This is a genomic window from Haloferax sulfurifontis ATCC BAA-897, assembly GCF_000337835.1.
Taxonomy (GTDB): Archaea; Halobacteriota; Halobacteria; order Halobacteriales; family Haloferacaceae; genus Haloferax; species Haloferax denitrificans.
This window is the reverse complement of sequence record NZ_AOLM01000020.1, coordinates 31782-55633: the sequence shown is the minus strand read 5'-3', so window position 1 is coordinate 55633 and position 23852 is coordinate 31782. Positions and strand designations below refer to the sequence as shown.

General features: G+C 67.4%; 25 protein-coding genes. 10 read left to right on the top strand and 15 right to left on the bottom strand.

Features of this window, described 5'->3' with window-relative positions; genetic code table 11:
• Positions 1 to 26: 26 nt before the first annotated feature.
• The 5 genes from C441_RS11430 to C441_RS11410 form a co-directional block, all read right to left on the bottom strand.
• The gene (locus tag C441_RS11430; protein ID WP_007275215.1) at positions 27 to 1214 is read right to left on the bottom strand and encodes an ABC transporter ATP-binding protein; all 1188 of its coding nucleotides are present in this window, start codon (positions 1212 to 1214) and stop codon (positions 27 to 29) included.
• 2 nt (positions 1215 to 1216) lie between these two features.
• The gene (locus C441_RS11425; protein WP_007275214.1) at positions 1217 to 2173 is read right to left on the bottom strand and encodes a carbohydrate ABC transporter permease; all 957 of its coding nucleotides are present in this window, start codon (positions 2171 to 2173) and stop codon (positions 1217 to 1219) included.
• Position 2174: 1 nt separating this feature from the next.
• The gene (locus tag C441_RS11420) at positions 2175 to 3122 is read right to left on the bottom strand and encodes a carbohydrate ABC transporter permease (protein ID WP_004969434.1); all 948 of its coding nucleotides are present in this window, start codon (positions 3120 to 3122) and stop codon (positions 2175 to 2177) included.
• Between the two features lie 126 nt (positions 3123 to 3248).
• Positions 3249 to 4796 (bottom strand): substrate-binding domain-containing protein, encoded by a 1548-nt coding sequence (locus C441_RS11415; RefSeq protein WP_152420724.1) that lies wholly within the window; start codon positions 4794 to 4796, stop codon positions 3249 to 3251.
• Positions 4797 to 4951: 155 nt separating this feature from the next.
• Complete coding sequence (locus C441_RS11410) at positions 4952 to 5938, bottom strand: aldo/keto reductase (RefSeq protein WP_007275212.1); 987 nt, start codon at positions 5936 to 5938, stop codon at positions 4952 to 4954.
• A 116-nt stretch (positions 5939 to 6054) separates the two neighbouring features.
• Between C441_RS11410 and priS the strand changes: the two genes are divergently transcribed.
• From priS to bcp, 3 genes are read left to right on the top strand one after another with little or no spacing between them, the layout of a single operon-like run.
• The gene (priS, locus tag C441_RS11405; RefSeq protein WP_007275211.1) at positions 6055 to 7212 is read left to right on the top strand and encodes a DNA primase small subunit PriS; all 1158 of its coding nucleotides are present in this window, start codon (positions 6055 to 6057) and stop codon (positions 7210 to 7212) included.
• A complete protein-coding gene (locus C441_RS11400) occupies positions 7209 to 8189 on the top strand; it encodes a DNA replication complex subunit Gins51 (RefSeq protein WP_007275210.1) in 981 nt (326 codons plus the stop codon). The genes priS and C441_RS11400 overlap by 4 nt, the downstream gene beginning before the upstream one ends.
• A gap of 36 nt (positions 8190 to 8225) precedes the next feature.
• Positions 8226 to 8684: a thioredoxin-dependent thiol peroxidase gene (gene bcp, locus C441_RS11395; protein ID WP_007275209.1), complete on the top strand. Its 459-nt coding sequence runs from the start codon at positions 8226 to 8228 to the stop codon at positions 8682 to 8684.
• A 378-nt stretch (positions 8685 to 9062) separates the two neighbouring features.
• On the opposite strand, the gene C441_RS11390 is transcribed toward bcp, so the two are convergent.
• Together C441_RS11390 and C441_RS11385 are read right to left on the bottom strand one after the other, a co-directional pair.
• Positions 9063 to 11327: a CDC48 family AAA ATPase gene (locus C441_RS11390; RefSeq protein WP_007275208.1), complete on the bottom strand. Its 2265-nt coding sequence runs from the start codon at positions 11325 to 11327 to the stop codon at positions 9063 to 9065.
• Complete coding sequence (locus C441_RS11385) at positions 11328 to 11579, bottom strand: Hsp20/alpha crystallin family protein (protein ID WP_049917966.1); 252 nt, start codon at positions 11577 to 11579, stop codon at positions 11328 to 11330.
• Positions 11580 to 11830: 251 nt separating this feature from the next.
• On the opposite strand from C441_RS11385, the gene C441_RS11380 reads away from it, so the two are divergent.
• Complete coding sequence (locus C441_RS11380) at positions 11831 to 12613, top strand: alpha/beta fold hydrolase (RefSeq protein ID WP_049920557.1); 783 nt, start codon at positions 11831 to 11833, stop codon at positions 12611 to 12613.
• Positions 12614 to 12668: 55 nt separating this feature from the next.
• On the opposite strand, the gene panB is transcribed toward C441_RS11380, so the two are convergent.
• Positions 12669 to 13478, bottom strand: coding sequence for a 3-methyl-2-oxobutanoate hydroxymethyltransferase (gene panB / locus C441_RS11375; protein WP_007275206.1), 810 nt, complete (start codon positions 13476 to 13478; stop codon positions 12669 to 12671).
• 156 nt (positions 13479 to 13634) lie between these two features.
• Here panB and C441_RS11370 point away from each other — a divergent pair, with 156 nt between their 5' ends.
• From C441_RS11370 to C441_RS11360, 3 genes are all read left to right on the top strand, one after another.
• The gene (locus tag C441_RS11370) at positions 13635 to 14141 is read left to right on the top strand and encodes a type IV pilin (protein WP_007275205.1); all 507 of its coding nucleotides are present in this window, start codon (positions 13635 to 13637) and stop codon (positions 14139 to 14141) included.
• 132 nt (positions 14142 to 14273) lie between these two features.
• Positions 14274 to 14510 carry a DUF5822 domain-containing protein gene (locus C441_RS11365; RefSeq protein WP_049920556.1) on the top strand — a complete coding sequence of 79 codons (237 nt, stop codon included), beginning with the start codon at positions 14274 to 14276 and terminating at the stop codon, positions 14508 to 14510.
• A 105-nt stretch (positions 14511 to 14615) separates the two neighbouring features.
• Positions 14616 to 15464 (top strand): translation initiation factor eIF-2B, encoded by an 849-nt coding sequence (locus tag C441_RS11360; RefSeq protein WP_007275203.1) that lies wholly within the window; start codon positions 14616 to 14618, stop codon positions 15462 to 15464.
• A 51-nt stretch (positions 15465 to 15515) separates the two neighbouring features.
• Here the strand turns inward: C441_RS11360 and C441_RS11355 are convergent, their stop codons facing one another.
• The 3 genes from C441_RS11355 to C441_RS11345 all read right to left on the bottom strand — a co-directional run bounded on the left by C441_RS11355 (position 15516) and on the right by C441_RS11345 (position 18360).
• Positions 15516 to 16634: a Gfo/Idh/MocA family protein gene (locus tag C441_RS11355; protein WP_007275202.1), complete on the bottom strand. Its 1119-nt coding sequence runs from the start codon at positions 16632 to 16634 to the stop codon at positions 15516 to 15518.
• A 173-nt stretch (positions 16635 to 16807) separates the two neighbouring features.
• Positions 16808 to 17776: a sugar phosphate isomerase/epimerase family protein gene (locus C441_RS11350; RefSeq protein ID WP_007275201.1), complete on the bottom strand. Its 969-nt coding sequence runs from the start codon at positions 17774 to 17776 to the stop codon at positions 16808 to 16810.
• Positions 17777 to 17883: 107 nt separating this feature from the next.
• Entirely contained in the window at positions 17884 to 18360 is a 477-nt protein-coding gene (locus C441_RS11345) for a GNAT family N-acetyltransferase (protein ID WP_007275200.1), read from the bottom strand.
• Positions 18361 to 18535: 175 nt separating this feature from the next.
• On the opposite strand from C441_RS11345, the gene C441_RS11340 reads away from it, so the two are divergent.
• Entirely contained in the window at positions 18536 to 18946 is a 411-nt protein-coding gene (locus C441_RS11340) for an archease (RefSeq protein WP_007275199.1), read from the top strand.
• 87 nt (positions 18947 to 19033) lie between these two features.
• Positions 19034 to 20494, top strand: a complete 1461-nt coding sequence (locus tag C441_RS11335) for an RtcB family protein (RefSeq protein ID WP_007275198.1) — start codon at positions 19034 to 19036, stop codon at positions 20492 to 20494.
• A gap of 42 nt (positions 20495 to 20536) precedes the next feature.
• On the opposite strand, the gene C441_RS11330 is transcribed toward C441_RS11335, so the two are convergent.
• The 3 genes from C441_RS11330 to C441_RS11320 all read right to left on the bottom strand — a co-directional run bounded on the left by C441_RS11330 (position 20537) and on the right by C441_RS11320 (position 22163).
• The gene (locus C441_RS11330; RefSeq protein WP_007275197.1) at positions 20537 to 20884 is read right to left on the bottom strand and encodes a hypothetical protein; all 348 of its coding nucleotides are present in this window, start codon (positions 20882 to 20884) and stop codon (positions 20537 to 20539) included.
• A 104-nt stretch (positions 20885 to 20988) separates the two neighbouring features.
• Positions 20989 to 21429: a hypothetical protein gene (locus tag C441_RS11325; RefSeq protein WP_007275196.1), complete on the bottom strand. Its 441-nt coding sequence runs from the start codon at positions 21427 to 21429 to the stop codon at positions 20989 to 20991.
• Between the two features lie 179 nt (positions 21430 to 21608).
• A complete protein-coding gene (locus C441_RS11320) occupies positions 21609 to 22163 on the bottom strand; it encodes an HAD family hydrolase (protein WP_007275195.1) in 555 nt (184 codons plus the stop codon).
• Positions 22164 to 22238: 75 nt separating this feature from the next.
• Here C441_RS11320 and C441_RS11315 point away from each other — a divergent pair, with 75 nt between their 5' ends.
• Entirely contained in the window at positions 22239 to 22652 is a 414-nt protein-coding gene (locus C441_RS11315; protein ID WP_007275194.1) for a hypothetical protein, read from the top strand.
• Between the two features lie 33 nt (positions 22653 to 22685).
• Here the strand turns inward: C441_RS11315 and C441_RS11310 are convergent, their stop codons facing one another.
• Positions 22686 to 23831 (bottom strand): acyl-CoA dehydrogenase family protein, encoded by a 1146-nt coding sequence (locus C441_RS11310; RefSeq protein ID WP_049920555.1) that lies wholly within the window; start codon positions 23829 to 23831, stop codon positions 22686 to 22688.
• Between the last annotated feature and the right edge of the window lie 21 nt (positions 23832 to 23852).

Sequence of the window (23852 nt, the reverse complement as noted above, 5' to 3'; positions counted from 1 at the left end):
CCGACGCGGGCCGCGGTACGGCCGCGTCAGTCGTCGCTTTCGGCTTCCGTGCCGGGCGCGCCGCTCGTCTGGACGGGCGTCTCGATGCCGTGGCTGATGGCCTCGCCCGTCTCCGTGTCGAAGAGGTGGACGCGCGAGCGGTCGAGCACGACCGTTACGTCCTCGTCTTCCTCGATGTCGCTGTCGGGGGCGACGCTCATCAGCAGTTGGTCGTTGGCGACGCCGCTCGTGTCTTCGAGGTCCGTCTCGGTCGTCTCCGAGAGCTTCAGGTAGACGAATATCTCGTCGCCCATCGGTTCGAGCACGTCCGTGACGGCATCGATGCGGCGGCTGGGGTTCGACACGAGCGCCTCGTCGCCGACGAGGTACACGTCTTCGGGGCGGATGCCCATCGTGACGTCCGCCCCCGGCTCGACGCCGAGGTCAGCGGGGTCGAACTCCACGTCGATGTTGGTCGAGACGAAGCCGTCGTCGGTGACTTCGCCGTCGAGGAAGTTCATCGAGGGCGAGCCGATGAAGCCCGCGACGAACAGGTTCGACGGCTCGTTGTAACAGACAAGCGGCGGGTCGATCTGCTGGAGTTGGCCGGAGTCGATGACCGCGATGCGGTCGGACATCGTCATCGCCTCCGCCTGGTCGTGGGTGACGTAGATGATGGTCGTGTCCAGTTCCTTGTGGAGGCGCTGGAGTTCGGTCCGCATGTGGACCCGGAGCTTCGCGTCGAGGTTCGCAAGCGGCTCGTCCATCAGGAAGACGCCGGGGTTGCGGACGATGGCGCGGGCGATGGCGACGCGTTGTCGCTGTCCGCCGGACATCTCGTCGGGCATGCGTTCGAGCATCCCCTGTAGCTGGACGATTTCGGCGGCGCGCTCGACGCGGCGCTCGATCTCCTCCTTGTCGTAGTTGCGGAGGCGGAGCCCGAAGGAGATGTTGTCGTAGACGTCCATGTGGGGGAACAGCGCGATGTTCTGGAACACCATCGCCACCCCGCGGTCCTTCGGCGGGAGGTTCGTCACCTCGCGGTCGCCGATGAACACCTTCCCCTCCGAGGGGATGGTGAGCCCCGCGATCATCTCCATGGTCGTCGACTTTCCGCACCCCGACGGACCGACGAGACAGATGAATTCTCCGTCGTCGATGTCGAGGTTCATGTCGTCGACCGCCGTTACGTCGTCGTAGTGCTTGCTTACGTGTTCGAGTGTTACGTCTCCCATGATTACTCCTTCAGCGCTCCTGCGGTCAGTCCACTCACGATGCGTTCCTGTGCGATGATGACAAGGATGGCCACGGGTAAGACTCCCACGATGGAGGCGGCGGCCATCAGGTTGTACGGGGTGTCGAACTGCCCCTGATACTTCAGGATACCCGCGACGATGGGCGCCCACGAGTCGGCCTCGCCGTTGTTCATCAGGAACGAGAAGAAGAACTCGTTGTAGACGCTGATGAACGTGAGGACGCCCGCGGTCGCCACGCCGGGTGCCGAAAGCGGCACGATGACGCGGAACAGCGCGCCCAGTCGGGTCGTCCCCTCCACCCGCGCCGCGTCCTCCAACCCGTCGGGAATCTGCCCGTAGAAGGTCGTGAGGATGAATATCGACAGCGGGAGGAACAGCGCGCTGAACGGGAACACCATCGGTGCCGGCGTGTTGAACAGGTCCGGCGTCGATATCGTCACCATCCCGATGCTAATCGCCGTGTTCCCGGTGAACAGCTCGAAAAGCGGGATGAGGAACGCCGCCGGCGGGAAGTAGCTGATGGCGAGGATGCCGAGCATCAGCACGCCCTTGCCGGGGAAGCGGAGCCGGCCGAAGACGTACCCCGCGAGGCTGGCGATGAGCAACACGAGCACGGTGGTCGTGATGCCCAGCACGAAGCTGTTGAACATGTACAGGTGGAACGGCACCCGCTCGAACATCGCGACGAACACCTCGGGGTTGAACCCCTTCGGCACGAGCCCCATGTTGGCGATGAGGTTGTTCGGCGTGAGCGCGAGCACGAGAAGCCAGTAGAACGGGAACAGCGTCGTGACGAGGAAGAACAGCATCGCCACGTAGAACATCGCGCGGTAGACTCTGTCCGGGTTCTTGATGGCCGAGTCGACCCAGCGGCCGAGCGGCCCGCGTTCCATCTCGTCGTCGGAGCCGAGGCCGGCTCCCGGAGTTTCGTTGGACATCTCAGAGACCCTCACTGGCGAAGTTCACGATGTACACCGAGACCACGACGGCGATGATACCGGCGGTGACGAACGCCACGGTCGCAGACGTCCCGTACAGTGGCGTGTTGAACGTCGTGACGACGAGACACGACAGCGACGGAACCGTCTGACAGCCGGCCATCGTCTGGATGATGCCGTAGACGCGCATCGCGTCGATGGTGCGGAACAGCATCGCCACGAGCACCGTCGGCAGGATGAGCGGGAAGGTGATGAGCTTGAACTGTTGCCAGCGCGACGCGCCGGCGACCTTCGCCACGTCGTACAAAGACCGGTCGATGCTCTGCATCCCCGCGAGGATGAGAAGCGCCATGAACGCCGAGGTCTTCCACACGTCGGCCACGATGATGAGGAACAGCGCGTCGGCGGTGTTCCGAAGCGGCGTCGTGCCGATGAGACCGAGTTGGTTCAACAGCGCCGGATTCTGGCTCGTCCCGACGAGGAAGCCGATGTTCGGTTGGAACATCAGGTACCATATCATCCCCTGAATGACGATGGGAACGGCCCACGGGATGATGATGGCGACGCGGACCCACCGCCGCCCGCGGAAGTCCTGGTCTAAGATGAGCGCCTGACCGAAGCCGATGAGCGTTTCGAACAGCACGCTGAAGACGGTGAAGATGAGCGTCACCGCGAGCGCGCTGGCGTAGATGTTCGTGACGAAGGGGAACTCCGAGGAGAACGTCGGGAGGAACTGCGACGGGAGCGCGTAGTTGCGCGCGCCGGTGAACAGGTCCACGTAGTTCTGCAGTCCGACGAACTCGCCGAGCCGCGCGCTCCCAGTCAGCTGGTCGGCGAACAGCGACATGCTGAACGTCGAGACCAGCGGGTAGACGGCGATTACCCCCAAGAGGACGAGCGCGGGCGTCAAAAGCAGGTACGCGAACTGCGTCTCGGAAAGCGACTCCATCCAGTTGACGGCCGAGGCGTACGGACCGCTCCTCCGGGTGTCGGAAAATGTCTCCCCTGATTGTTGTTCGGTAGCCATGTCAAATGATAACGTGTATGTTAGTTACGTCTCGGTAAAGACGTTGCTCTACGCGTTCTGCTCGATCTGTTCGAGCTGTGATGCGAGGTCGGACATCGCCTGTTCGGGGGATTTCTCCTGGGCGAACGCGGCGTTGACCTCCTGTGAGATGCGGCCGGACTGCTGGGGCCAGACGACGGTGACCGGGCGCGGAATCGCGTTCTCGCCGGCGACCTTCAGGGCGTCGAGGTAGCGGCCGATGATGGGCACCTCGGCGGCCTGGTCGGATTCCAGCAGCGACGGGCGCGGCGGAATCCAGCCGATGATGCGGAACATGTCGAGCTGGAACTGCTCGGTCTGCATCGTCCGAAGCACCTGCACCGCGGCCTGCTTCTGTTCGTCCGAGGAGTTCGGGTTCATCGTCATGTGCCAGCCGCCGAGGGCGGCGACGGGGCCGCCGGTGCCCTCGTACTGGGCCTCGTCGGCGGTGACGCCGTACGGAATCGGCATGACGCCGAGGTCCTCGCCGAAGCCGGTCTGGTCGTTTTCCTCCGACGGCTCCGCGCCGTTGATGACGATGGAGTACGGCCAGTTCCGGTGCATGACCGCGTTGCCCGTCGTGAAGGGCTGTCGGGACGGGTCTTCGGTCCACTGGAGGACCGCCTCGGGCGAGATGCCGCCCGTGATGCCGTCGAGGGCGTACTCGTCGTCCTCGCCGTGGATGAGCGTCCGAACCATCCGAATCGCGTTGATGACCGGCTCCTCTTCGACGGTGATGGGGCGGTCGCCGATGGGGCCGAACAGGTTCTCGCGGCCGCCGAAGTACGCGCCGCCGTACGAGGTCATGAACTCGTTGAAGTCACAGCACGACAGGCCCTCGTAGACGTTCGCCTGGAACGTAAAGCCGTTCTCGATGTCGGGGTTGGCGTCGAGCGCCTCCTTCGTGACGCGCGAGAAGTCCTCCCACGACATCGACTCGGTCGCCCACGTCGAGAAGTCCTCGTCGGTGTAGCCCGCGTTTCGGAGCAGGTCCTTTCGGTACTGGACCGTCGGGAAGTCGGGGAACAGCGGCTGACCGTAGAGGTCGCCGTTCGGCCCCGTCGCCGTCGAGACGCTGGCCTCGAAGTACTCCTCTTGGATGGTCGACGTCAGCTCCGAGGGGAGCGACTGCGAGAGGTTCTGCAGTTGGTTGCGGGCGATGAAGGGAATCGTCCACCCGCTGTCCATCATGAGCAGTGTCGGCTCCGAGCGACCGCCGGAGAGCCACTGCTGATACTGCGCCTGCCTGTTGTCGGTTACCTGCGAACCGGCGAGGATGTCGATATCGATGTTCTCCGGGAGGCCCGCGTCCCGGAGCGCCTGCACGACTTCCGCCTCCGCCTCCGCGACGCGGGTGTCGGCGGCCCACTGAAGCGTGATTTCGTCGGTGGTCTCTTCGGTGTTAATCGGCGTGTCGGTGTCGGCGTCCGTGCCGCCGTTGCCGCCGTTACCGTCGCCGCCGCCGGTGCTAATGCATCCGGCCAGTCCGACGGCGACGCCCGATGCGCCGGCCGCCTTCACAAAACTGCGTCGAGAGACGCCAGTACGCTTGCCCTTGCGTGAGTCAGCATCAACCATTACAGTTTGTACACTACAATTAGTGATTATTTATAGTTTTGGTGCTGGCCACTACCGCTGTTGTAGTAAACTACATGATACTAATTACCCGACTCCGAAATTCAATCGTCCCCGAGTCTGTAACTATTGTCTGTGAAGAATAGGCCGCCGGGCGCTTAGTCCTTTCCCGGCGCGGGCCACGTCGGCGACTTCGGCGCCTCGATTCGCTCGACGTCGTCGTCGCTCAGGTCGACGTCGAGCGCGCCGACGTTCTCTTCGAGGTGGTCGAGCCGACGCGGCCCGATGATGGGCGCGTCCACGACGGGCTTGTGGAGGAGCCACGCGAGCGACACCTGCGCGGGCGTGGCGTCTTTCTCCTCGGCGAGCGACCGAATCGCGTCGAGGACGGCCCAGTTCTCGTCGGTAAAGCGGCCCGACGTGTACTCGTCCGAGTTCGCGCGCGTGTCCGCGGGTACCTCGGCGTCGCGCTCGTACTTGCCCGTGAGGAAGCCGCCCGCGAGCGGCGACCACGGGATGACGCCGACGCCCTCGCCCTCGCAGACCGGAAGCAGGTTCGCCTCCTCGTGGCGGTCGACCGCGTTGTACTCCGGTTGCATGCAGGCGAAGCGTTCGAGGTTCTCCACGTCGGCCGTGTACAGCGCCCTCGTGAACTGGTACGACGACATCGTGGACGCGCCGACGTACCTGACGAGGCCCTCCTCGACGAGGTAGTCGAGCGCCGACAGCGTCTCCTCGATTGGGACGCCGTCGTCCCAGCGGTGAATCTGGTAGAGGTCGATGTAGTCGGTGCCGAGGCGGTCGAGACTCGCGTGCGCCTGGTCGATGATGTGCTTGCGCGAGAGCCCGGACTTGTTCGGCCCGTCGCCCATCGGGAAGTAGACCTTCGTGGCGATGGCGAGTTCCTCGCGGTCGCGCTCGGCGATGGCCTCGCCGACGATTTCCTCCGACTCCCCGCGGGAGTAGGCGTTCGCCGTGTCGAGGAAGTTGATGCCGGCGTCGAGCGCGCTGTCGAGGAGGTCGAGGCTCGCCTGCCTGTCGTTCATCATCCACTCCGCGCTGGAGCCGAAGTTCATACAGCCCAGACAGAGCCGCGAGACTTCGAGGCCGGTGTCGCCGAGATAGGTGTACTCCATGTCGGTCATACCGGTTCATACACGAACGACAATGATAAGCATACGCACGCGACGACGGTGAGAGAAACGACCACGGACGCGCGGAGACGTAATCGCTTTACCCGCGCCTCCGGAACCCGAGGTGTATGGACGGGCGCACTCGCGAGTACCTCGAAGGTCGCTTCGGCGATTACTACCGGAGCACCGACGTTCCGCTCCCGCCCGCCCCGGGCGAACGCGAGTGGGGCGTCATCCCGTGGTCGGCCGGCGGCACGCGGATGCACCGCCACCAGTCGCTTCTCGACCTCGGCGACCTCTCGGACTACCTCGCCCGGAGCGCGCCCCGGCACGTCTACTTCTCGTCGGCCCGGTTTGCGGACCCCGGCGCGGGGTCGATGGACGACAAAGGCTGGCGCGAGGCGGACCTCGTGTTCGACATCGACGCGGACCACCTCCCCGGCGTCGACCCCGAGACGACGGGCTACGCCGACATGCTCGACGCCGGGAAGGAAGCCCTGTTGGACCTCTTGGACCTCCTCGAAGACGACTTCGCGTTCGAAGAGATGCAGGCGGTGTTCTCCGGCGGCCGCGGCTACCACGTCCACGTGCGCGACGAGTCGGTCCGCGGCCTCGACAGCGAGGCCCGCCGCGAGGTGGTCGACTACATCCGCGCCATCGACCTCGACTTCGACGCGCTCATCGAGACGCGACAGCACGGGACGACGACCCAGCGCGTCCTCCGGACCGAAGGCGGGTGGGGGCGGCGGACCCACGAGCGACTCCTCGAGTTCGTGGACGCGCTGTTGGAGATGGAAGAAGACGCCGCGCTCTCGCGGCTGAAGGAACTCGACGGCATCGGCGACGGGCGCGCGAAGACGATTCTCGGCGCGTTCCGCACCAACCCCGACGCCGTCCGCGAGGGCAACGTCGAGGCCGGCGGCCCGGGCGTCCGGACGCTGGTCGAGGCGCTCGCACACGAGACCGTCGAAGACGAGACCTCGCCGATAGACGAACCCGTAACGACCGACACGAAGCGGCTGATTCGTCTCCCCAAGAGCCTCCACGGCGGGTCGGGACTCGTCGTCGAACCGCTCGACCGCGACGATATCGACGACTTCGACCCGCTTTCCGACGCGGTGCCGGACCGCTTCCGCGGCCGCGACATCGCCGTGAGAGTGACCGACCCCGGCGCGGTCGAGTTCGACGGCGATAGCTTTACACTCGACTCCGGCGTGCAGTCGGTAGACGAGAGCCTCGGCGTGTTTCTCATGACTCGCGGTCGAGCCGAGAAGGTGACAGAATGAACGTAGACGACCTCAGGAGCGTGCTTCGGACGGAGCGACAGAAAGACAGCTTACAGCACCTCCGCGAGTCGTTTTACGAGGACGTCGCGGAGTTCATCGCCGAGCAGAAGGCGACACGCGAGGAGAAGGCCGAACAGCTCGGCACCCACTACTCGCCGGAGATCCGGCGGCTCACGGACGAAATTGAGACGGCAGAGGAGGTCGTCACCTCCATCTACGAGCGCCGCGTCGGCAAGGTCGTCAAGGCCGCGAGCTTCGCGGCCGCGGGGATGTCCTCCGAGACGGACGGGCTGACCCGCGAGGAAAAGCGGCTGTTCGACGACCTCGTCGACCGCATCGAGGAGAACCGCGGGACGGTGCTGTCCGCGCTCGAAGACGTGTCGGCCGCCGACTCCCCGCGCGACGCCGTGTCGGCGACCGACGTGACGACCGCGGAGCCGGACGCGCCCGGCGATTCCGGCCCGGCGATTCCGCCGGACGAACCCGACCCGGAGACCGCGCCGGCTGGCACCGGAGCCGACGCCAACGGCCCTGAGGCCGCCACCGCCGACTCGGCCGCGGGCGACGTGCTCGCTGACGCGATGGGCGGCGGGACCGGCGACGACGCCTCGGACGCGCAGTCGGCGACGCAGACGGGGGCCGACCGACCGGCCCCGGAGGCCGCCGCGGTCTCCGCCGATTCCGAGTCCGTGGATTCCAATCCGACGGACTCCGACCCCGCGATTCCGCCGGACGAACCCGACTCGGAGACCACGGCCCCATCGGCGGGCGACGCCGACGCGGTGGAGCCGTCCGCGGACGACCCGCTTTCCGGCCTCGCCGACGAGCGCGAGACGGTGCGCATCACCGCCGACGTGGGGACCATCCTCGGCGTCGACGACCGCGAGTACGACCTCGCCACCGAGGACGTGGTGACGCTCCCGGCGGCCAACGCCGACCCGCTGGTCGAGCGCGGCGCGGCCGAGAAACTCGACTGAGAAAGACCCTTCTCCCCGCCGCCTGAACTGGTGGCTATGCTCGAACCCGGCGACGACGCCCCCGACTTCGAACTGCCCGACCAGCACGGCGACCTCGTCTCGCTGTCCGACTTCCGCGGCGAGCACGTCGTGGTCTACTTCTACCCGCGCGCCGACACGCCGGGCTGTACCACCGAGGCCTGCGGCTTCCGCGACTCGTGGGACGAGTTCGAAGACCGCGACGCGACGGTCCTCGGCATCAGCGACGACCCCGTCTCGGACCTCGACTCGTTCGCCGAGAAGTACGACCTCCCGTTCACGCTCCTATCGGACGAAGACGGAAGCGTCTCCTCGGCGTACGACTCCTACGGCGAAAAGAACATGTTCGGCAAGACGTTCGACGGCGTCTTCCGCAACTCCTACCTCGTCGGCCCCGACGGAACCGTCGAACGGGTCTACGAGGGCGTCTCGCCCGACGGCCACGCCGACGAAATCCTCGCCGACCTCGACGGCTGAGCGGTCGGCCGGTCACTCCTCGCCCCCTCGCGCCCAACTGACAACTACCGACCGAGTACATTCTTTACAAACGACGGGAGACACACCGCATTTCCGATGAAATGAACGTAGAACTCGTTGATTATTTCGTATCACGAGAACCGCGTACCACTACGTAGCAGACGGGAGTGATATGAACGTGACGGTCGCGGTGCCCTGTCGGGCGGGCGGCGCTCGAACAGTCGCCGCGAACTAACCGACGGACTGGCCGGGGACCGCGGCCGATTCGCCGTCGACAGCGCCGCCGCTCGACGGGTCGAGTTCGAAAAATCGTCGGAACCGTGGCGTCGTACGGGCCGCGCGGGAGTTCGCGCGGGCCGATCGACGCCCCCGAGAGACTTACTGGAAGGTGCGGCCGACTTCCGTCTCGCGGTCGCGTTCGACCTCGCTCTTCTGGAAGCGCTCTTCGATTTCCTCGTAGCGGCGGCGCACGTCGTCGGTGACGCTCGCGCCGATTTCGTCGAGGGCGTCCTCGAAGTGCTCCATCGTCACGCGGACGTTGCCGACGCTCTCGCCGATGTCCTCTTTCTCGACGCTCCGGATGAACTCGCGGGAGGCGTTCATCGACGCCTCGCGGGCGAGCGCTTCGAGGTCGGCACCGACGTAGCCGTCGGTCTTCGACGCGATTTTGTCGAGGTTCACGTCGTCCGCGAGCGGCTTGTTGCGGGTGTGCACGTCGAGGATGGCGCGGCGGGCCTCCTCGTCGGGCACGGGCACGTGGACGTGGCGGTCGAGGCGACCGGGGCGCAGGAGCGCCGAGTCGATGAGGTCCGGCCGGTTGGTCGTCGCGATGACGACCACGTCTTCGAGCGCTTCGAGACCGTCGAGTTCGGTGAGGAGTTGGGAGACGACGCGCTCGGTGACGCCCGAACTCGACGAGTCGCGGCCGCGCTCGGTCGCGATGGAGTCGATTTCGTCGAAGAACACCACCGTCGGGGCGTTCTCGCGGGCCTTCTTGAACACCTCGCGGACGCCCTTCTCGGACTCGCCGACGAACTTGTTCAGGAGTTCGGGGCCCTTGATGGAGATGAAGTTCGACTCCGCCTCGTTGGCGACGGCCTTCGCCAGCAGGGTCTTCCCCGTGCCCGGCGGGCCGTACATCAGGACGCCCTTGGCGGCGTCCATGTCCATCTGCTGGAACACCTCGGGGTATTCGAGGGGCCACTGGATGGTCTCGCGGAGGCGCTCTTTGGTGGGTTCGAGTCCGCCCACGTCCTCCCACGTCACGTCGGGGACCTCGACGAACACCTCGCGGAGCGCCGAGGGTTCGATGCTCTTGAGCGCCTGCTTGAAGTCGTCTTCCGTGACTTTGAGGCCCTCCAGCACCTCGGCGTCTATCTCCTCGGCGTCGAGGTCGAGCTGTGGCCGGATGCGCCGCAGGGCGTGCATCGCCGACTCCTTGGCCAGCGACTCGAGGTCGGCCCCGACGAAGCCGTGGGTGCTGTCGGCGTATTCGTCGAGGTCGACGTCGTCGGTCAGCGGCATGTTCCGCGTGTGGACCTGCATGATCTCCTTGCGGCCGTCGCGGTCCGGCACGCCGATTTCGATTTCGCGGTCGAAGCGGCCGCCGCGGCGGAGCGCGTTGTCGATGGCGTCCACGCGGTTGGTCGCGCCGATGACGACGACCTCGCCGCGCTCGTCGAGTCCGTCCATGAGCGACAGCAGTTGGGCGACGACGCGGCGTTCCACGTCACCGCCGGCCTCGCTCCGCTTGGGCGCGATGGAGTCTATCTCGTCGATGAAGACGATGGCCGGCGAGTTCTCCGTGGCCTCCTCGAAGATTTCGCGGAGCTGTTCTTCGGACTCCCCGTAGTACTTCGACATGATCTCCGGGCCGGAGATGGTGTGGAACGAGGCGTCGATTTCGTTGGCGACGGCCTTCGCGATGAGGGTCTTCCCCGTGCCCGGCGGGCCGTGCAGGAGGACGCCTTTCGGCGGCTCGATGCCGAGGCGCTTGAACAGTTCGGGGTGTCGCATCGGGAGTTCGATCATCTCCCGGACCTGTTCGAGCTCCTTGTCGAGGCCGCCGATGTCCTCGTAGGTGACGGAGGGGCCGCCGTCGTCGCCCGGCGCGGCGTCCGTAATCTGCTCGGCGGGCTTCTGGCTCACTTGGAACTCGGTGTTGTCGGTGACGACGACGGTCCCGTCGGGGTCCGTCGACGCGATTTTGATGGGCACCGACTGGTTCGACGCGCTCATGAAGCCGAAGCCCAGCGGGAGCTGGACGCTCTGGCCCTGCGCGACCGGCTGGCCCGAGAGCTTGTCGCGGATGTACGTCCCGATGTTGCCGCCGATGCGGAGGCTCTGCGGGAGCGCGATGGTGACGCGCTTTGCGGGCTTCACGTCCGCTTTCTCCACGTCGACGCGCTCGTCGATGCCGACGCCGGCCTGCTGGCGGAGGCGGCCGTCGATGCGGATGATGCCCGTCCCCTGATCTTCGGGGTAGCCGGGCCAGACGCGGGCGATGGCGGTCCCGTCGTTCGGACCGTCGATGCGGATGAAATCCCCGCCTTCGAGGTCGAGTTCCGCGGCCGCGGCTCGGTCGATGGCGGCGAGCCCGCGGCCGGCGTCCTTCTGCTTGAGGGGTTTGACGATGAGTTTCATTTACTTGGTGAGGGTGATGGTGAGCACGCCGTTTCGAACCGACACGTCGGCGTCGCCGCCGGCGGGGAGTTCGAACTCCGTCTCGGTCACGCGGTCGCCGGTGTCGGCCACGACGATGGCCGTCGACCCGACGATGTCCACGTCGATCTCGTCTTCCGAGAGACCCACGTCGGCCGCGATGACCCAGCTGTCTTCGTATTCGTACCGGCGAATGAACCGCTCGTTCCCGCCGGCGAACTGTTGCATGCTCATTGTAAGTCTAACCTAAAGTTAGCGTTTTAAGTATATAAGTCTTTTCCCAGCAAATCGGGTGACGACACCGATATCTCGCGTTTCGGTTGAATTGCGGTTCACAGTCGCCACGCCTCACCGTACAGTTCGCGGCGGAGTAACGTCAAACTAGTGGCCTCGGCAGGGGGCCGCACGGTCGGCCGCTTCGCCCCGTCCCCGAAACTCGGTGCCGGCGTGGGGGTTTATTGGCTCGCGGCGACCAGTTTCGAGGCATGGAGACGGCTTCGGTGGACCACCACGGACGGGAGACAGCCTATCGATACCGCGACGCGGGGGGAGAGGGACCGACGGTCCTCTGTGTGCACGGTAGCGGCGGCGCGCACGGGGTCTGGCGCGGTCAGTTCCGCCTCGCGAGCGACTACCCGACGGTCGCGCTCGACCTGAGCGGCCACGGCGACAGCGACGACGTGGACGCCGACGCCGGCTACGAGGCGCTGTCGGCCTACGTCGACGACGTGGTCGCCGTGGCCGAGGCGACGGACGCGAGCGTCCTCGTCGGCAACTCGCTCGGCGGCGCGGTCGCCCTGACGCTCGCGCTCGAACGCGACCTCGACCTCGACGCGCTGGTCCTCGCGGGCACGGGCGCGAAACTCGCCGTGCTCTCGGACCTGCTGAACTGGCTCGACGACGACTTCGACCGCGCCGTCTCCTTCCTCCACGGCGAGGACAAACTGTTCCACGCCGACGACGAGCGACTCGTCGAGGGCTCAAAAGCGGCGATGTACGACGCCGGGCAGGCCGTCACCCGCCGCGACTTCCTGTCGTGTCACACCTTCGACGTGCGCGACGAGGTGGGCGAGATTTCGGTTCCGACGCTCGCGCTCGTCGGTGAGTACGACCGCCTCACGCCGCCGTCGTACCACGAGTACCTCGCGGAGACGATGCCCGACTGCGAACTCGAAACGGTCGGGGACGCCGCGCATCTGGCGATGCTCGAACGGCCGGCGGCGTTCAACGAGGCCGTGAAGTCGTTCCTCGACCGCCGCGTCGCGTAGGTCGTCACCGGTCGCCGCAACCGGGCGCGAGCGGGGGTGTCGGTGACGGTCCTCCTCAGTACAGTTCGTCGAGGTCGTCTTCGACGTGGCTGTGTTCGTCGGCCGGGAACTCGCCGGTCTCGACGGCCTCTCTGTACGCGCCGACCGCCTTCTCCATCTCCGATTTCACGTCGCCGAACCGGGCCGCGAAGGGCGGGGTGCGGTCGCTCATGCCGACCACGTCGTCGACGACGAGCACCTGCCCGTCGCAGTCGGGGCCCGCGCCGATGCCGATTGTCGGGATGTCGATGGCCGCCGTGACCTGTTTCGCGAGGTTCGCCGGGACGTGTTCGAGGACGAGCGAGAACGCGCCCGCGTCGGCGTGGGCCTTCGCGAGGTCGAGAATCTCCCGCGCGTCGTCGCGGTCGGTGCCCTGCCTGCCGTAGCCGACCTCCTTGACGCGCTGGGGCGTCAGCCCGAGGTGGGCCATCACGGGGACGCCGAGCCGGACGAGGTGTTCGGTCAGCTCGACCGTGTGCGGGCCGGATTCGAGTTTGACGGCGTCGGCGTCGGCCTCCTTGAGCATCCGGCCGCAGTGTTCGACGCTCGACGCCTCGTCCACGCCGACCGAGAGGAAGGGCATGTCGGCGACGACGAGGGCGTCGTCGGCCGCGCGCGCCACCGCGGCGGTCCGGCTCGCCACGTCCTCGACGGTCACCGGGAGCGTCGAGTCGTAACCGAGCGCCGTGTTGCCCATGCTGTCGCCGACGAGGATGACGTCGACGCCCGCCTCGTCGACGACGCCCGCGGTCGGCGCGTCGTACGCCGTGAGCATCGTGATGGGCTCGCTACCAGCCTTCGCCCGAATGGACCGTACCGTGACCATGCGTGCCGTTCGCGCGTCCGCGTTATCAGGTTACCCTTGCGCGTCGCCGAACGCGGGTCGTCCGGCCCGCGTCAGCCCGCGGCGTCCGCGCGGGCCGCCCCGACCTGCGGTCGAAGTAACACTTTACTTAGAGGAACGCGCCTGTGCGAACGACGCATGCCCGCTTTGTCACCCTCCGGACGCCGCTCGTCCCGCGGCATCTCCCCGGTCGTCGGCGTCTCGCTTCTCGTCGTCATCGTCGTCCTCCTCGCCGCGATGGTCGGCGTGATGGTGATGGGGTTCGAAGACGTGCTCTCCGAGCCGCAACCGCAAGTGTCGTTCGACGTCGCCTACCACCCCGACGGCCCGGGCAACGGCGCGAACGGCGCGTACATCAACATCACCCACGAGTTCGGCAGTATCGAAGACGGCAGTCGGGTGTTCGTCGCCGACGACGCCAACAACCGCATCGCGTGGGAGGACGTGTGGACCGGCGGCGAGACGGTCGGTCCCGCGGGCGAGTACGCCCACATCGACGGTGCCGGCTCCGACAGCGCGCTCCGGCCCATCTGCGAGGCGGGCCAGCACTACCGGGTCGTCATCGAACACGAAGACGGGTCGTCGAGCGTCCTCGTCGACTACGAGATTCCGACCGACCCCACCTCGACGAGCGCCGCCTGCTGAGCGCCGACGGTCGGGGCGTCGGACCCGCGCGCCGCGAGCGGGAACCGGCACGCATTAGCCGTCGCCGTGATACTGCTACCCGTGCAACCAGTCGAGCGCTCGAATCCGGACGGCGTCGATTACGGGTGGGTCATGCAGATGACGTTCGTCACGACGATTCTCGTCGGCTCGCCCATCGTCGCGGTCCTCTCGATTAACGCCGGGCTCCAGACGTGGGGCGCGCGCGCCGAGTTCGCGGTCCGCGTCGGCGCAGTCATCTGGTTCGTCACCGCCGTCGCCCTGTTCGTCTACGCAAAGCGGACCAACGCGGGCGACGGCGGGACGCCCCCCGAAGCCGAGTTGGACACCGACATCGACGCGGAGGACTGAGGCCGACCCGCGGGCCGACCGCGGGGCCGCGCCCGCAACGGCGACGGTGTCGGCGGCGTCGTCCGCTCCCGGAAACTCTTTCACACGATACGGCGACGTTCTCGTATGATAGACGAGACCATCGAGGAGATTCGCGAGATGCAGACGCACAGCTCCTCGGTCGTCGCCGTCAAGGCCACGCGGGCGCTCGCGGAACTGACCGAGCGCGACTACGCGACCGTCGAGGAGTTCGAACGCGACCTCGAACGCAACGTCAGCGCGCTCAAGCGGGCGAACCCGTCGCACGCGTCGTTGTACAACGCCCTGCAGGACGTGCTTCACAGCGTCCAAGGCGAGGTCGACGACCTCGACGAGGCGCGGGAGCTCACCCTGTCGACCATCGACCGCGTGGTCGAGAACGTCGAGACGGGCAAGCGCCGCGCCGCCCAACAGGCGGCCGCGACCATCGAGGACGGCCAGACGTTCCTCACCCACGACTACTCCTCGACGGTCATGGAGGCCGTCGAACTCGCCGTCGCCGACGGGGCGGAACTCACCGCCTACGTGACGGAGGCCCGCCCGCGCTTCCTCGGCCGGAAGTTCGCGCGCGAACTCGCCGCCATCGACGACGTCGAGCCGCACCTGATGGTCGACGGCGCGTCGGGGATGTTCCTCCCGAAGTGCGACCGCGTCATCATCGGCATGGACTGCATCGTCGAAGAGACGCTCTACAACCGCATCGGGACGTTCCCGCTCGTCGCCGCCGCCAACGAGGTCGGCGTGCCGGTCACGGTCGTCGGCTCGGGCGCGAAGGTCGTCGACGGCGGCTTCCGCTTCGAAAACGAGATTCGCTCGCCCAGCGAGGTCATGCTCGAACCCGTCGAGGGCATCGAACTGGAGAACCCCGCCTACGACGCCACGCCGGTCGACCTCATCGACGAGGTCATCACCGACGAGGGCGTCATCGAGTTCTGAGCGGGCGGCGGGTCGCCCGCGGTTCGGGTCGATTTCCTTCCGTCCGCCCCGTCAGCCGAGGCTGACCCACTCGCCGGCCTCGTCGGAGCGCTCGATGGCGTCGAGGATTTTCTGGACCTCGTAGCCGTCCTCGAACGACGGCGAGAAGTCGCCGCCCTCGGCGACCGTCGACAGGAACTCGTAGTTCTCGTGGACGAACGTGTGCTCCCAGCCGAGGACGTGGCCCGGCGGCCACCAGTGGTCGAGGTAGGGGTCGGTCTCGTCGGTGACGAGCACCGTCTCGTAGCCGCGGGCGTCGCCGGTTTTCACCTCCAGTTCGTTGAGGCGTTCGAGCGAGAACTGCAGGCTTCCCTCGGAGCCGTGAATCTCGATGGTGTGGTCGTTCTTGTGGCCGTCGGCGAATCGAGACGCCTCGAAGCTCCCGACCGCGCCGTTTTCGAACTCGGCCTGCGCGGTGTAGGCGTCGTCGACGGTGACGGGCTTGTACTCGTCCGTGCCGGGGACGGGTCGCTCGTCGACGAACGTCTGGAGATGCCCCGAGAGGCGTTCGATGTCGCCGGCGCGGTCGCCGACGAGGAACCGAACGAGGTCGACCGTGTGCGCGCCGAGGTCGCCGAGCGCGCCGGAGCCGGCGGCGTCTTCGTCCATGCGCCACGTCCACGGCGCGTCGGCGTCGACGAGCCAGTCCTGTAAGTAGCGCCCGCGGACGTGTCGAATATCGCCGAGTTCGCCGTCCTCGATGAGTCCCTTCGCGTACCGGATTGCGGGCACGAACCGGTAGTTGAACGCACAGCCGGCGACGCCGTCGGCCGCGCGGGCGGCGTCGCGCATCGCCTCGGCCTCGTCGAGCGTCGGCGCGAGCGGCTTCTCGCAGAAGACGCTGGCACCGGCTTCGAGCGCGGCGATAGAGGGCTCGGCGTGGAGGTGGTTCGGCCCGAGGTTGTAGAACACGTCCACGTCGTCGACCACGTCGCGCCAGTCGGTCGCCGTCGATTCGAAGCCGAAGCGGTCGGCGGCGTCGGAAAGCGCCTCCTCGTCGCGGCCGACGATGACCGAGCGCTCCACGTCGGGCGCGTCGGGGAAGAACATCGGCAGGCGGGCGAGCGCGTTGGAGTGCGCCTTCCCCATGAATCGGTAACCGAGGACGCCGACGGTGAGTGGTTCAGTCATTGCGCCACCTCCGTGCCCGATGCGGTACCGCGAGCGAGGCCGGAGGCCGAGTCTCGCGGCAGTTTTTGGTCCATATTTTTGGGGTGAGCGGGTCGCGACGCGGCCCCGAACCGGAAAAAGGTGGGCCTGAAGCGGTAACCGAGGACGCCGACGGAAAGTTTGTCAGTCATGAATTACTCCGCCCAGTAGGCGTCGCCGGGTTGCGTCTCGAAGACGGCGCGCGAGAGCACGTCGACGGCCTTTTCGAGGCCCTCCTTAGACGACGTGAGCGCGTCCTCGTGTTCGATGGAGAGCGCGCCCTCGTAGCCGACCATCCGGAGCGTCGAGACCACGTCCTTCCAGTGGCCCTCGTCGTGGCCGTAGCCGATAGAGCGGAACAGCCACGAGCGGTCGGCGGTGTCCGCGTAGGAGGTCGTGTCGAGGACGCCCTTGATGCGCGACTCGGACTCGTAGACCTTCGTGTCCTTCGCGTGGAAGTGGTGGATGGCGTCCTCCTCGCCGAGGAACCGAATCGCGTCGGTGATGGAGATGTCCTGCCAGTAGAGGTGCGAGGGGTCGAAGTTCGCGCCGACGCGCTCGTTCGTCGCCTCGCGGAGTTTCAGCATCCCCGTCGGCTCGTAGACGAGCATGTTCGGGTGCATCTCGATGGCGATGTCGACGCCGTGGTCGTCGGCGAAGGCGGCGAGGTCGGACCAGTAGTCGACGGCGACCTCCCACTGGTAGTCGTGGGCGTCGGCGTGCTCGGTCGGCCACGGCGCGGTAATCCAGTTCGGCACCTCGTCGTTCGGCCCGCCGGCGGGGAGCCCCGAGAAACAGGTGACGGTGTTCACGTCGAGGGCGTCCGCGAGTTCGATTGCCTCGCGGAGTTCGGTGTCGGCCTCGGCGGCCGTCTCCTCGTCGGGGTGGAGCGGGTTGTTGTGCGTGGCGAGCGCGCTGATTTGCAGGTCTCGGCTCTCGACCGAATCGAGGAGGGCGGCCTGTGCGTCCTCGTCCGCGACGAGGGCGCTTCGGTCGACGTGGTCCTCGCCGGGCCAGCCGCCGACGCCGAGTTCGACGCCGTCGACGCCGATACCCGACAGATAGTCGAGCGCGTCGTCGAGGGGTTCGTCTCCGAGCGGGACGGTGAGCACTCCGATGTACATATCACCCATATATACTAGGAAGTGAATAAAAATTAAGGATACGCGCAAGGGGAGCAAGGCCGGCGCGGCCGCTCTCGAATCGGCGTCGAACGGTCGCAGTCGGTCGACTACCGGCGGAGGAACTCCGAAAGCTTCTCTCTGAGGCCGGCTTCCTCGCCCAGTCGGAGGTAGAACGCGGCCCCGCCGTCCTCGTAGTAGTTGTCGATGCGGCGGCGGACCTCGAAGCCCATCCGCTCGTAGAAGTCGAGGGCGTTCGTGTTCGTCGTCCGGGCGTGACAGGTCACGACCGGGTGTTCGTCCGCGACCTCGGCGACGAGGCGCTTGCCGTAGCCCTCGCCGCGGGCGTCGGGCGAGACCGCGAGAAAGAGGATGTAGCCGTCGCGCCGCGTGGAGGCGAACGCGACGAGCGCGTCGTTCTCGTAGAGGAGATACGTGTTCGACCGGCGGTAGGCGTCCATGAAAAAGCCCCGTCGCTGTTTCAGGAGGCCTTCTTCGACCCGAATCCGCTCTTTCAGGTCCCACGCCTCCTCGGCGTACTCGCGCTGGCCGGGGGCGTCGACCCGCATCTCCACGTTGACGCTCACATCCCGTCGTAACCGGAGCGAGAATATAACTCCACCGTCCGTACGGACGTCCGGACGCAGTCGCCGCCGGCCGACTCGATAGCTTTCCGACACGAAGCGCGCGGGTCAGCGGCCGCCGGACGCACAGTCGTCGGCGACCGAAAGGACGAGGGTCGGCGGCCGCACTCACTCAGCTATGGGATTCACGCTCCGCGACCACACCGCCGACGTGGCCGTCGAGGCCGACGGCGAGAGCCTCGGTGGCGTCTTCGCCGCCGTCGCCGACGGGCTCACCGCCGCGATGTGCGACGACCCCGCCGAGACGGGCGACCGCTTTTCGTTTTCCGTCCGCGCGGAGGGCCGCGAGGCGCTGTTGTTCGACTACCTCGACCAACTCATCTACGAGCGCGACGTGCGCGGCGTCCTCCCCGCGGCCCACGAGGCGACCGTCCGGCGGGAGGGCGACGAGTGGGTCGTCGAGGCGTCCGCGCGGGGCGTCCCGTTCGCCGACGTGGACGCCCGCGACGTGAAGGCCGTCACCTACTCCGAGATGCGGCTGGCGGAGACCGACGCCGGCTGGGAGGCGTACGTCGTCTTCGACGTGTGAGTCGTCGTCGCCGACGGCCGCGCGGCGCGCCGCGGGCGCTCGCGGCGTGACGGAATCCTATTGAGTCGCCGCGTCGATTGTCCGCGTATGGAAACGCGCGAGTTCGGCGACATCGAACTGCGACGGGTTCGCGAGCACGTCTGGGAGATTCCGCAGGAGGGCGAGATGAATGCCCCCGCGCGGGTGCTGGCCTCCGAGGCGTTGCTCGACCACATCGGCGACGACAAGACGCTCGAACAGCTCCGGAACGCGACCCACCTGCCGGGCATCGCCAACCACGCCATCTGTATGCCCGACGGCCACCAGGGCTACGGCTTCCCCGTCGGCGGCGTCGGCGCGACCGACACCACGGACGGCTGTATCTCGCCCGGCGCGGTCGGCTACGACATCAACTGCGGCGTGCGCATGATGACGACGAACCTCACCTACGAGGACCTCCGGGGCCACGAGGAGGAACTGGTCGACGCCCTGTTCGAGGCCGTCCCCTCTGGCCTCGGCGGCGGCGGCGTCGTCAAGGGCGACGCCGAGACCATCGAGGACATCCTCGCCCGCGGGATGCGCTGGGCGGTCGACGCCGGCTACGCCACGGACGACGACCTCGCCCACTGCGAGGACGAGGGCTTCCGCGACGACGCCCGCCCCGAGTTCGTCTCCCAGAAGGCGAAAGACCGCGGCCGCAACCAAATCGGCAGTCTCGGCTCCGGAAACCACTTCCTCGAAGTCCAGCGCGTCACCGACATCTACCGCGACGACGTGGCCGAGTCGTTCGGCCTCGAAGCCGACCAAATCGTCGTGCTCATCCACTGCGGCTCGCGCGGGCTCGGCCACCAGACCTGCACCGACTACCTCCGGCGCATCGAGAAGGAACACAAGGACCTGCTCGACGACCTGCCGGACAAGGAGCTCGCGGCCGCGCCCGCCGGCTCCGAACTCGCAGAGGAGTACTACGGCGCGATGTGCGCCGCCATCAACTTCGCGTGGGTGAACCGACAGCTCATCATGCACCGCACGCGCGAGGTGTTCGCCGACGTGTTCGACCGCGACTGGCGCGACATGGAGATGCGCCTGTTGTACGACGTCGCCCACAACATCGCCAAGAAGGAGGTCCACGAAGTCGACGGCGAGGAGCGCGAACTCTACGTCCACCGGAAGGGCGCGACGCGGGCGTTCCCCGCGGGCCGACCCGAACTCCCGCCCGCCTACGCCGACGTGGGCCAGCCGGTCATCATCCCCGGGAGCATGGGCGCGGGGAGCTACGTCCTCCGCGGCGGCGACCGGTCGCTCGACCTCACCTTCGGCTCGACGGCCCACGGCGCGGGCCGGCTCATGAGCCGAACCAAGGCGAAACAGGAGTACTGGGGCGAGACGGTGCGAGACGAACTCCGCGAGCAGGAGAAGATATACGTGAAGGCCCAGTCGGGCGCGACGGTCGCCGAAGAAGCGCCGGGCGTCTACAAGGACGTCGACGAAGTCGTCCGCGTCTCCGACGAACTGGGCATCGGCGACAAGGTCGCGCGGACGTTCCCCGTCTGCAACATCAAGGGCTGAGTCGCCGACCCGACACGGCCCGACCTGACCCGTGTCCGCGGCTCAGGCGACGGTCGTCCCGACCGCGCGGCGCTTGTAGAAGTAGTACGCGAGCGCCGCGAGGCCGACGAACACCGCGGTCGCGCCGTCGCCGACCGCGCCCCCCGAGAGGAGCGCCGAGACGACGCTCCCGAGGCCGATAGCGAGGACGAGCAGGCCGCCGCCGAGAATCCACGCCCGCGGGTCGCGGTCGACCTCGTCGTAGTGGCCGCTCTCGATGAGCGCCATCTCCTTTCTGTGTTCGAGGTAGACCACCGCGGCGGCGAACGCGAAGACGACGACGGCGAGGGCGACGAACGGCACGAAGAACAGCACGTCGCCGAGGCCGAAGGAGGACTGAATGGGAACCATGGTTGATAGTCGACGCGTGAGCTATTGAATACGGAGGGACGCGCGTTCGCACGACACGAAGACATCGTCTCGGAGCGCACGGGTGCGCGAGTCGCGCCGAAAGTTCAGAACCCGCCGGGACCGCGCGGCCCCGCGTTCGGGCCGCCGGGTCCGGCCGGCCCAGAGGGCCCTCGCCCGCCGATGACGACGTAGTCCCTTTCGGGGACCGCCTCGACCTCGCGGCCGTCTTCGTACCTGACGAACGAGAGGTAGAACTCGCGGCCGCACGGCGACGCCAATCCGGGGCGCTCCACGTCGTCGGCGTCGACCACGTCGCCGGTCCACGACAGGGGCGAATCGCTCTCTCCTTCGCCCTCACCTTCACGCTCGCCCTCGCCGCAGACGAACCGGACGCCCTCGGTGTCTTCGAAGTCGTCGGTCGGGTCGGCGTACGCCCAGCCTTCGAGGGGGTACGGCGTCACCGACTTGTCGGCCAGGTAGCCGTCGCGTTCGAGTTCGACGACCGCGCCGCAGTGCGGACAGTAGTACGAGACCGGAAATCCCATGGGTGAGCGTAGGACTCGGCGGGCTTAACGCCCGCGCCGAAACGGAGGTTTATCTCGAATGCCGCGGCCAGCGTCCCCGTGCGTTGAGCATCGCCGCCGGGCGAGACGCGGGAGCGCGGCACGCCGCCCGGCGGAGCGGCCGTGCCGCCTGTTCGCCCCGTTTCGTTCTGCCACTCCGCTCAGACGCCGGATGGACCGCCGTCGACGTATCTGAACGCGACGCCCGCGCGGTCGGCCGTCACCTCGTCGCGGGCCGAGTCGCCGACGAACACGGCCGAGTCGGGGCCGACCGCCATGCGTTCGAGCGTCGTGAGCAACGGCTCCGGGTCGGGCTTCTGCATCGCCACGGTGTCGCGGCCGACGACGGCGTCGACGTGGGCCGCGAGGTCGTGCACGTCGAGCGCGACCCGGCAGGCGTCCTCGGCGTTGAGCGAGCAGACGCCGGAGGGAACGCCGTCCTCGGCGAGGAGGTCCGCAAGTGGGAGGCGGTCGGAAACCCACGCACCCTCGCGCTCGTGCGCCGCGATTTCCCGCTCCAGTTCGTCGCGGACGCCCGCCTCGTCGGCCGCGTCGAGCATCTTCCAGAGGTCCATCGAGTCGGCGTCGACGCCGGCGTCTCGCAGGACGGCCGCGGCGTCGCGGGCGGTGTCGTTCCAGTCGACGCGGAGGTCGACGAGCGTCCCGTCGAGGTCGTAGACGACCGCGTCGAACGCCGAGAGGTCGGGGAGCGTCATTGCCCGCAGTAGGGCGCCGCGGGGAAAAGACGCTTCGGGAGAAGGCCTATACGGAAACCCGGCGTCGCCTCCGATATGGCATCCCCGTTCCGCGAACGCCTCGCGCCGGTCCTCCCGTCGCTCGTCGTCGCGGCCGGCGTCTTCCTCCCGTGGATACAGGTCGACCCGGCCCACGAGGGGCCGGTCATCTCAGTCTACTACGGCGGCATGGGAAACGGGCTGGAACTCGTTCACGGCATCGTCCTCCTCCCGACGGTCGTCGTGCTTTCTCTCGCCGCGCTCGCCGGACGGCGCTCCCGCCGCGCGGAACTCGTCGTCGGCGTCGTCGGCACCGTCGCGGTCCTGCGGTTCATCCAGCTGTGGGACGAGACGTTCGTCTCGGCGGCCGGCGCGTGGGTGACGCTTCTCGGATGCGTCCTCCTCGCGGGCGTCGCCGCCGTCGACGTGGTCCGCGAGCGAGGGCTCCCGACGGTCGCTCGGAGTCCGTGAGCGACAGGTGAAAAAGCAGGTCGGGCCGTCGGTTCAGTCGAGGAGCGACCGCGCGATGATTTCCTTTTGAATCTCGCTGGTCCCCTCGTAGATGGTCGTAATCTTCGAGTCGCGGTAGTAACGCTCCACGTCGAAGTCGGTCGTGTAGCCGTAGCCGCCGTGGACCTGCACGGCCTCGTTGGTCACGTCGACCGCGGCCTCGCTGGCGAAGTACTTCGCGATAGACGCCGCGGTCCGCGGGTCGTCACCGGCGTCGGCGACGCGGGCGGCCTCGCGGACGAGCATCCGCGAGGCGTGGACCTGCGTGCCCATGTCGGCAATTTTGTGGCGAATCGCCTGAATCTTCGAGATGGGCTTGTCGAACTGCTCGCGCTCGTTCGCGTAGTCGATGGCGTCGTCGAGCGCGGCCTGCGCGAGTCCCACGGCCTGCGAGGCGATGCCGATGCGGCCGCCGGTCAGGATTCGGAAGGCCGCAGAGAGGCCCTTGCCCTCCTCGGTGAGCCGGTTTTCGGCCGGGATGCGCACGTCGTCGAAGCGGAGCGCCGTCGTGTCGGACGCGCGGAGACCGAGTTTCTCCTCTTTCTTGCCGACCTCGTAGCCGGCCGACTCCGGGACGAGGAACTGCGTGACCGACGAGGGGTCGTCGGGGTCGGTCTTGGCGAAGAGGACGCAGACGCCGCCGCGCTGGCCGTTCGTTATCCACTGCTTTTTCCCGTTGATGACGTACTCGTCACCCTCACGCCGGGCGACTGTCGACATCTCCGCCGGGTTCGACCCGGCGTCCGGTTCGGAGAGGGCGAACATGCCGACCGGCCGGCCGCGGGCCATCTCGGGGAGCCACGTCTCTTTCTGCTCGTCAGTGGCGAACTCAGCGATGCACTCGGTGGCGAGACAGTGCACGGAAAGCGCCGTGGCGACGGCGAGTTGGCCGTAGGCGACCTCCTCGTTGACGACGGCGTAGGTGGCGCGGTCCGCGCCGAACCCGCCGTACTCCTCGGGGACGGTCAGCCCGGTCAGGTCGAGTTCGGCGAGACCGTCCCACACGTCCTCCGGGAACGTCTCCGTCTCGTCGGCCTCGCGTGCGGTCGGGCGAATCTCCTCGACGGCGAACTCGTGGACCACGTCGCGGATGGCCCGTTGCTCGTCGGTCAGACCCGTGGCAGACCCTACGGTTTCCATGGTGATGAGTACGGACCATCA

Bases quoted from the DNA above. Each gene is read 5' to 3' on its own strand.
- C441_RS11430 (WP_007275215.1), bottom strand. From the start codon at position 1,214: ATGGGAGACGTAACACTCGAACACGTAAGCAAGCACTACGACGACGTA.
- C441_RS11425 (WP_007275214.1), bottom strand. From the start codon at position 2,173: ATGTCCAACGAAACTCCGGGAGCCGGCCTCGGCTCCGACGACGAGATG.
- C441_RS11420 (WP_004969434.1), bottom strand. From the start codon at position 3,122: ATGGAGTCGCTTTCCGAGACGCAGTTCGCGTACCTGCTTTTGACGCCC.
- C441_RS11415 (WP_152420724.1), bottom strand. From the start codon at position 4,796: ATGGTTGATGCTGACTCACGCAAGGGCAAGCGTACTGGCGTCTCTCGA.
- C441_RS11410 (WP_007275212.1), bottom strand. From the start codon at position 5,938: ATGACCGACATGGAGTACACCTATCTCGGCGACACCGGCCTCGAAGTC.
- priS (WP_007275211.1), top strand. From the start codon at position 6,055: ATGGACGGGCGCACTCGCGAGTACCTCGAAGGTCGCTTCGGCGATTAC.
- C441_RS11400 (WP_007275210.1), top strand. From the start codon at position 7,209: ATGAACGTAGACGACCTCAGGAGCGTGCTTCGGACGGAGCGACAGAAA.
- bcp (WP_007275209.1), top strand. From the start codon at position 8,226: ATGCTCGAACCCGGCGACGACGCCCCCGACTTCGAACTGCCCGACCAG.
- C441_RS11390 (WP_007275208.1), bottom strand. From the start codon at position 11,327: ATGAAACTCATCGTCAAACCCCTCAAGCAGAAGGACGCCGGCCGCGGG.
- C441_RS11385 (WP_049917966.1), bottom strand. From the start codon at position 11,579: ATGAGCATGCAACAGTTCGCCGGCGGGAACGAGCGGTTCATTCGCCGG.
- C441_RS11380 (WP_049920557.1), top strand. From the start codon at position 11,831: ATGGAGACGGCTTCGGTGGACCACCACGGACGGGAGACAGCCTATCGA.
- panB (WP_007275206.1), bottom strand. From the start codon at position 13,478: ATGGTCACGGTACGGTCCATTCGGGCGAAGGCTGGTAGCGAGCCCATC.
- C441_RS11370 (WP_007275205.1), top strand. From the start codon at position 13,635: ATGCCCGCTTTGTCACCCTCCGGACGCCGCTCGTCCCGCGGCATCTCC.
- C441_RS11365 (WP_049920556.1), top strand. From the start codon at position 14,274: ATGCAGATGACGTTCGTCACGACGATTCTCGTCGGCTCGCCCATCGTC.
- C441_RS11360 (WP_007275203.1), top strand. From the start codon at position 14,616: ATGATAGACGAGACCATCGAGGAGATTCGCGAGATGCAGACGCACAGC.
- C441_RS11355 (WP_007275202.1), bottom strand. From the start codon at position 16,634: ATGACTGAACCACTCACCGTCGGCGTCCTCGGTTACCGATTCATGGGG.
- C441_RS11350 (WP_007275201.1), bottom strand. From the start codon at position 17,776: ATGTACATCGGAGTGCTCACCGTCCCGCTCGGAGACGAACCCCTCGAC.
- C441_RS11340 (WP_007275199.1), top strand. From the start codon at position 18,536: ATGGGATTCACGCTCCGCGACCACACCGCCGACGTGGCCGTCGAGGCC.
- C441_RS11335 (WP_007275198.1), top strand. From the start codon at position 19,034: ATGGAAACGCGCGAGTTCGGCGACATCGAACTGCGACGGGTTCGCGAG.
- C441_RS11330 (WP_007275197.1), bottom strand. From the start codon at position 20,884: ATGGTTCCCATTCAGTCCTCCTTCGGCCTCGGCGACGTGCTGTTCTTC.
- C441_RS11325 (WP_007275196.1), bottom strand. From the start codon at position 21,429: ATGGGATTTCCGGTCTCGTACTACTGTCCGCACTGCGGCGCGGTCGTC.
- C441_RS11320 (WP_007275195.1), bottom strand. From the start codon at position 22,163: ATGACGCTCCCCGACCTCTCGGCGTTCGACGCGGTCGTCTACGACCTC.
- C441_RS11315 (WP_007275194.1), top strand. From the start codon at position 22,239: ATGGCATCCCCGTTCCGCGAACGCCTCGCGCCGGTCCTCCCGTCGCTC.
- C441_RS11310 (WP_049920555.1), bottom strand. From the start codon at position 23,831: ATGGAAACCGTAGGGTCTGCCACGGGTCTGACCGACGAGCAACGGGCC.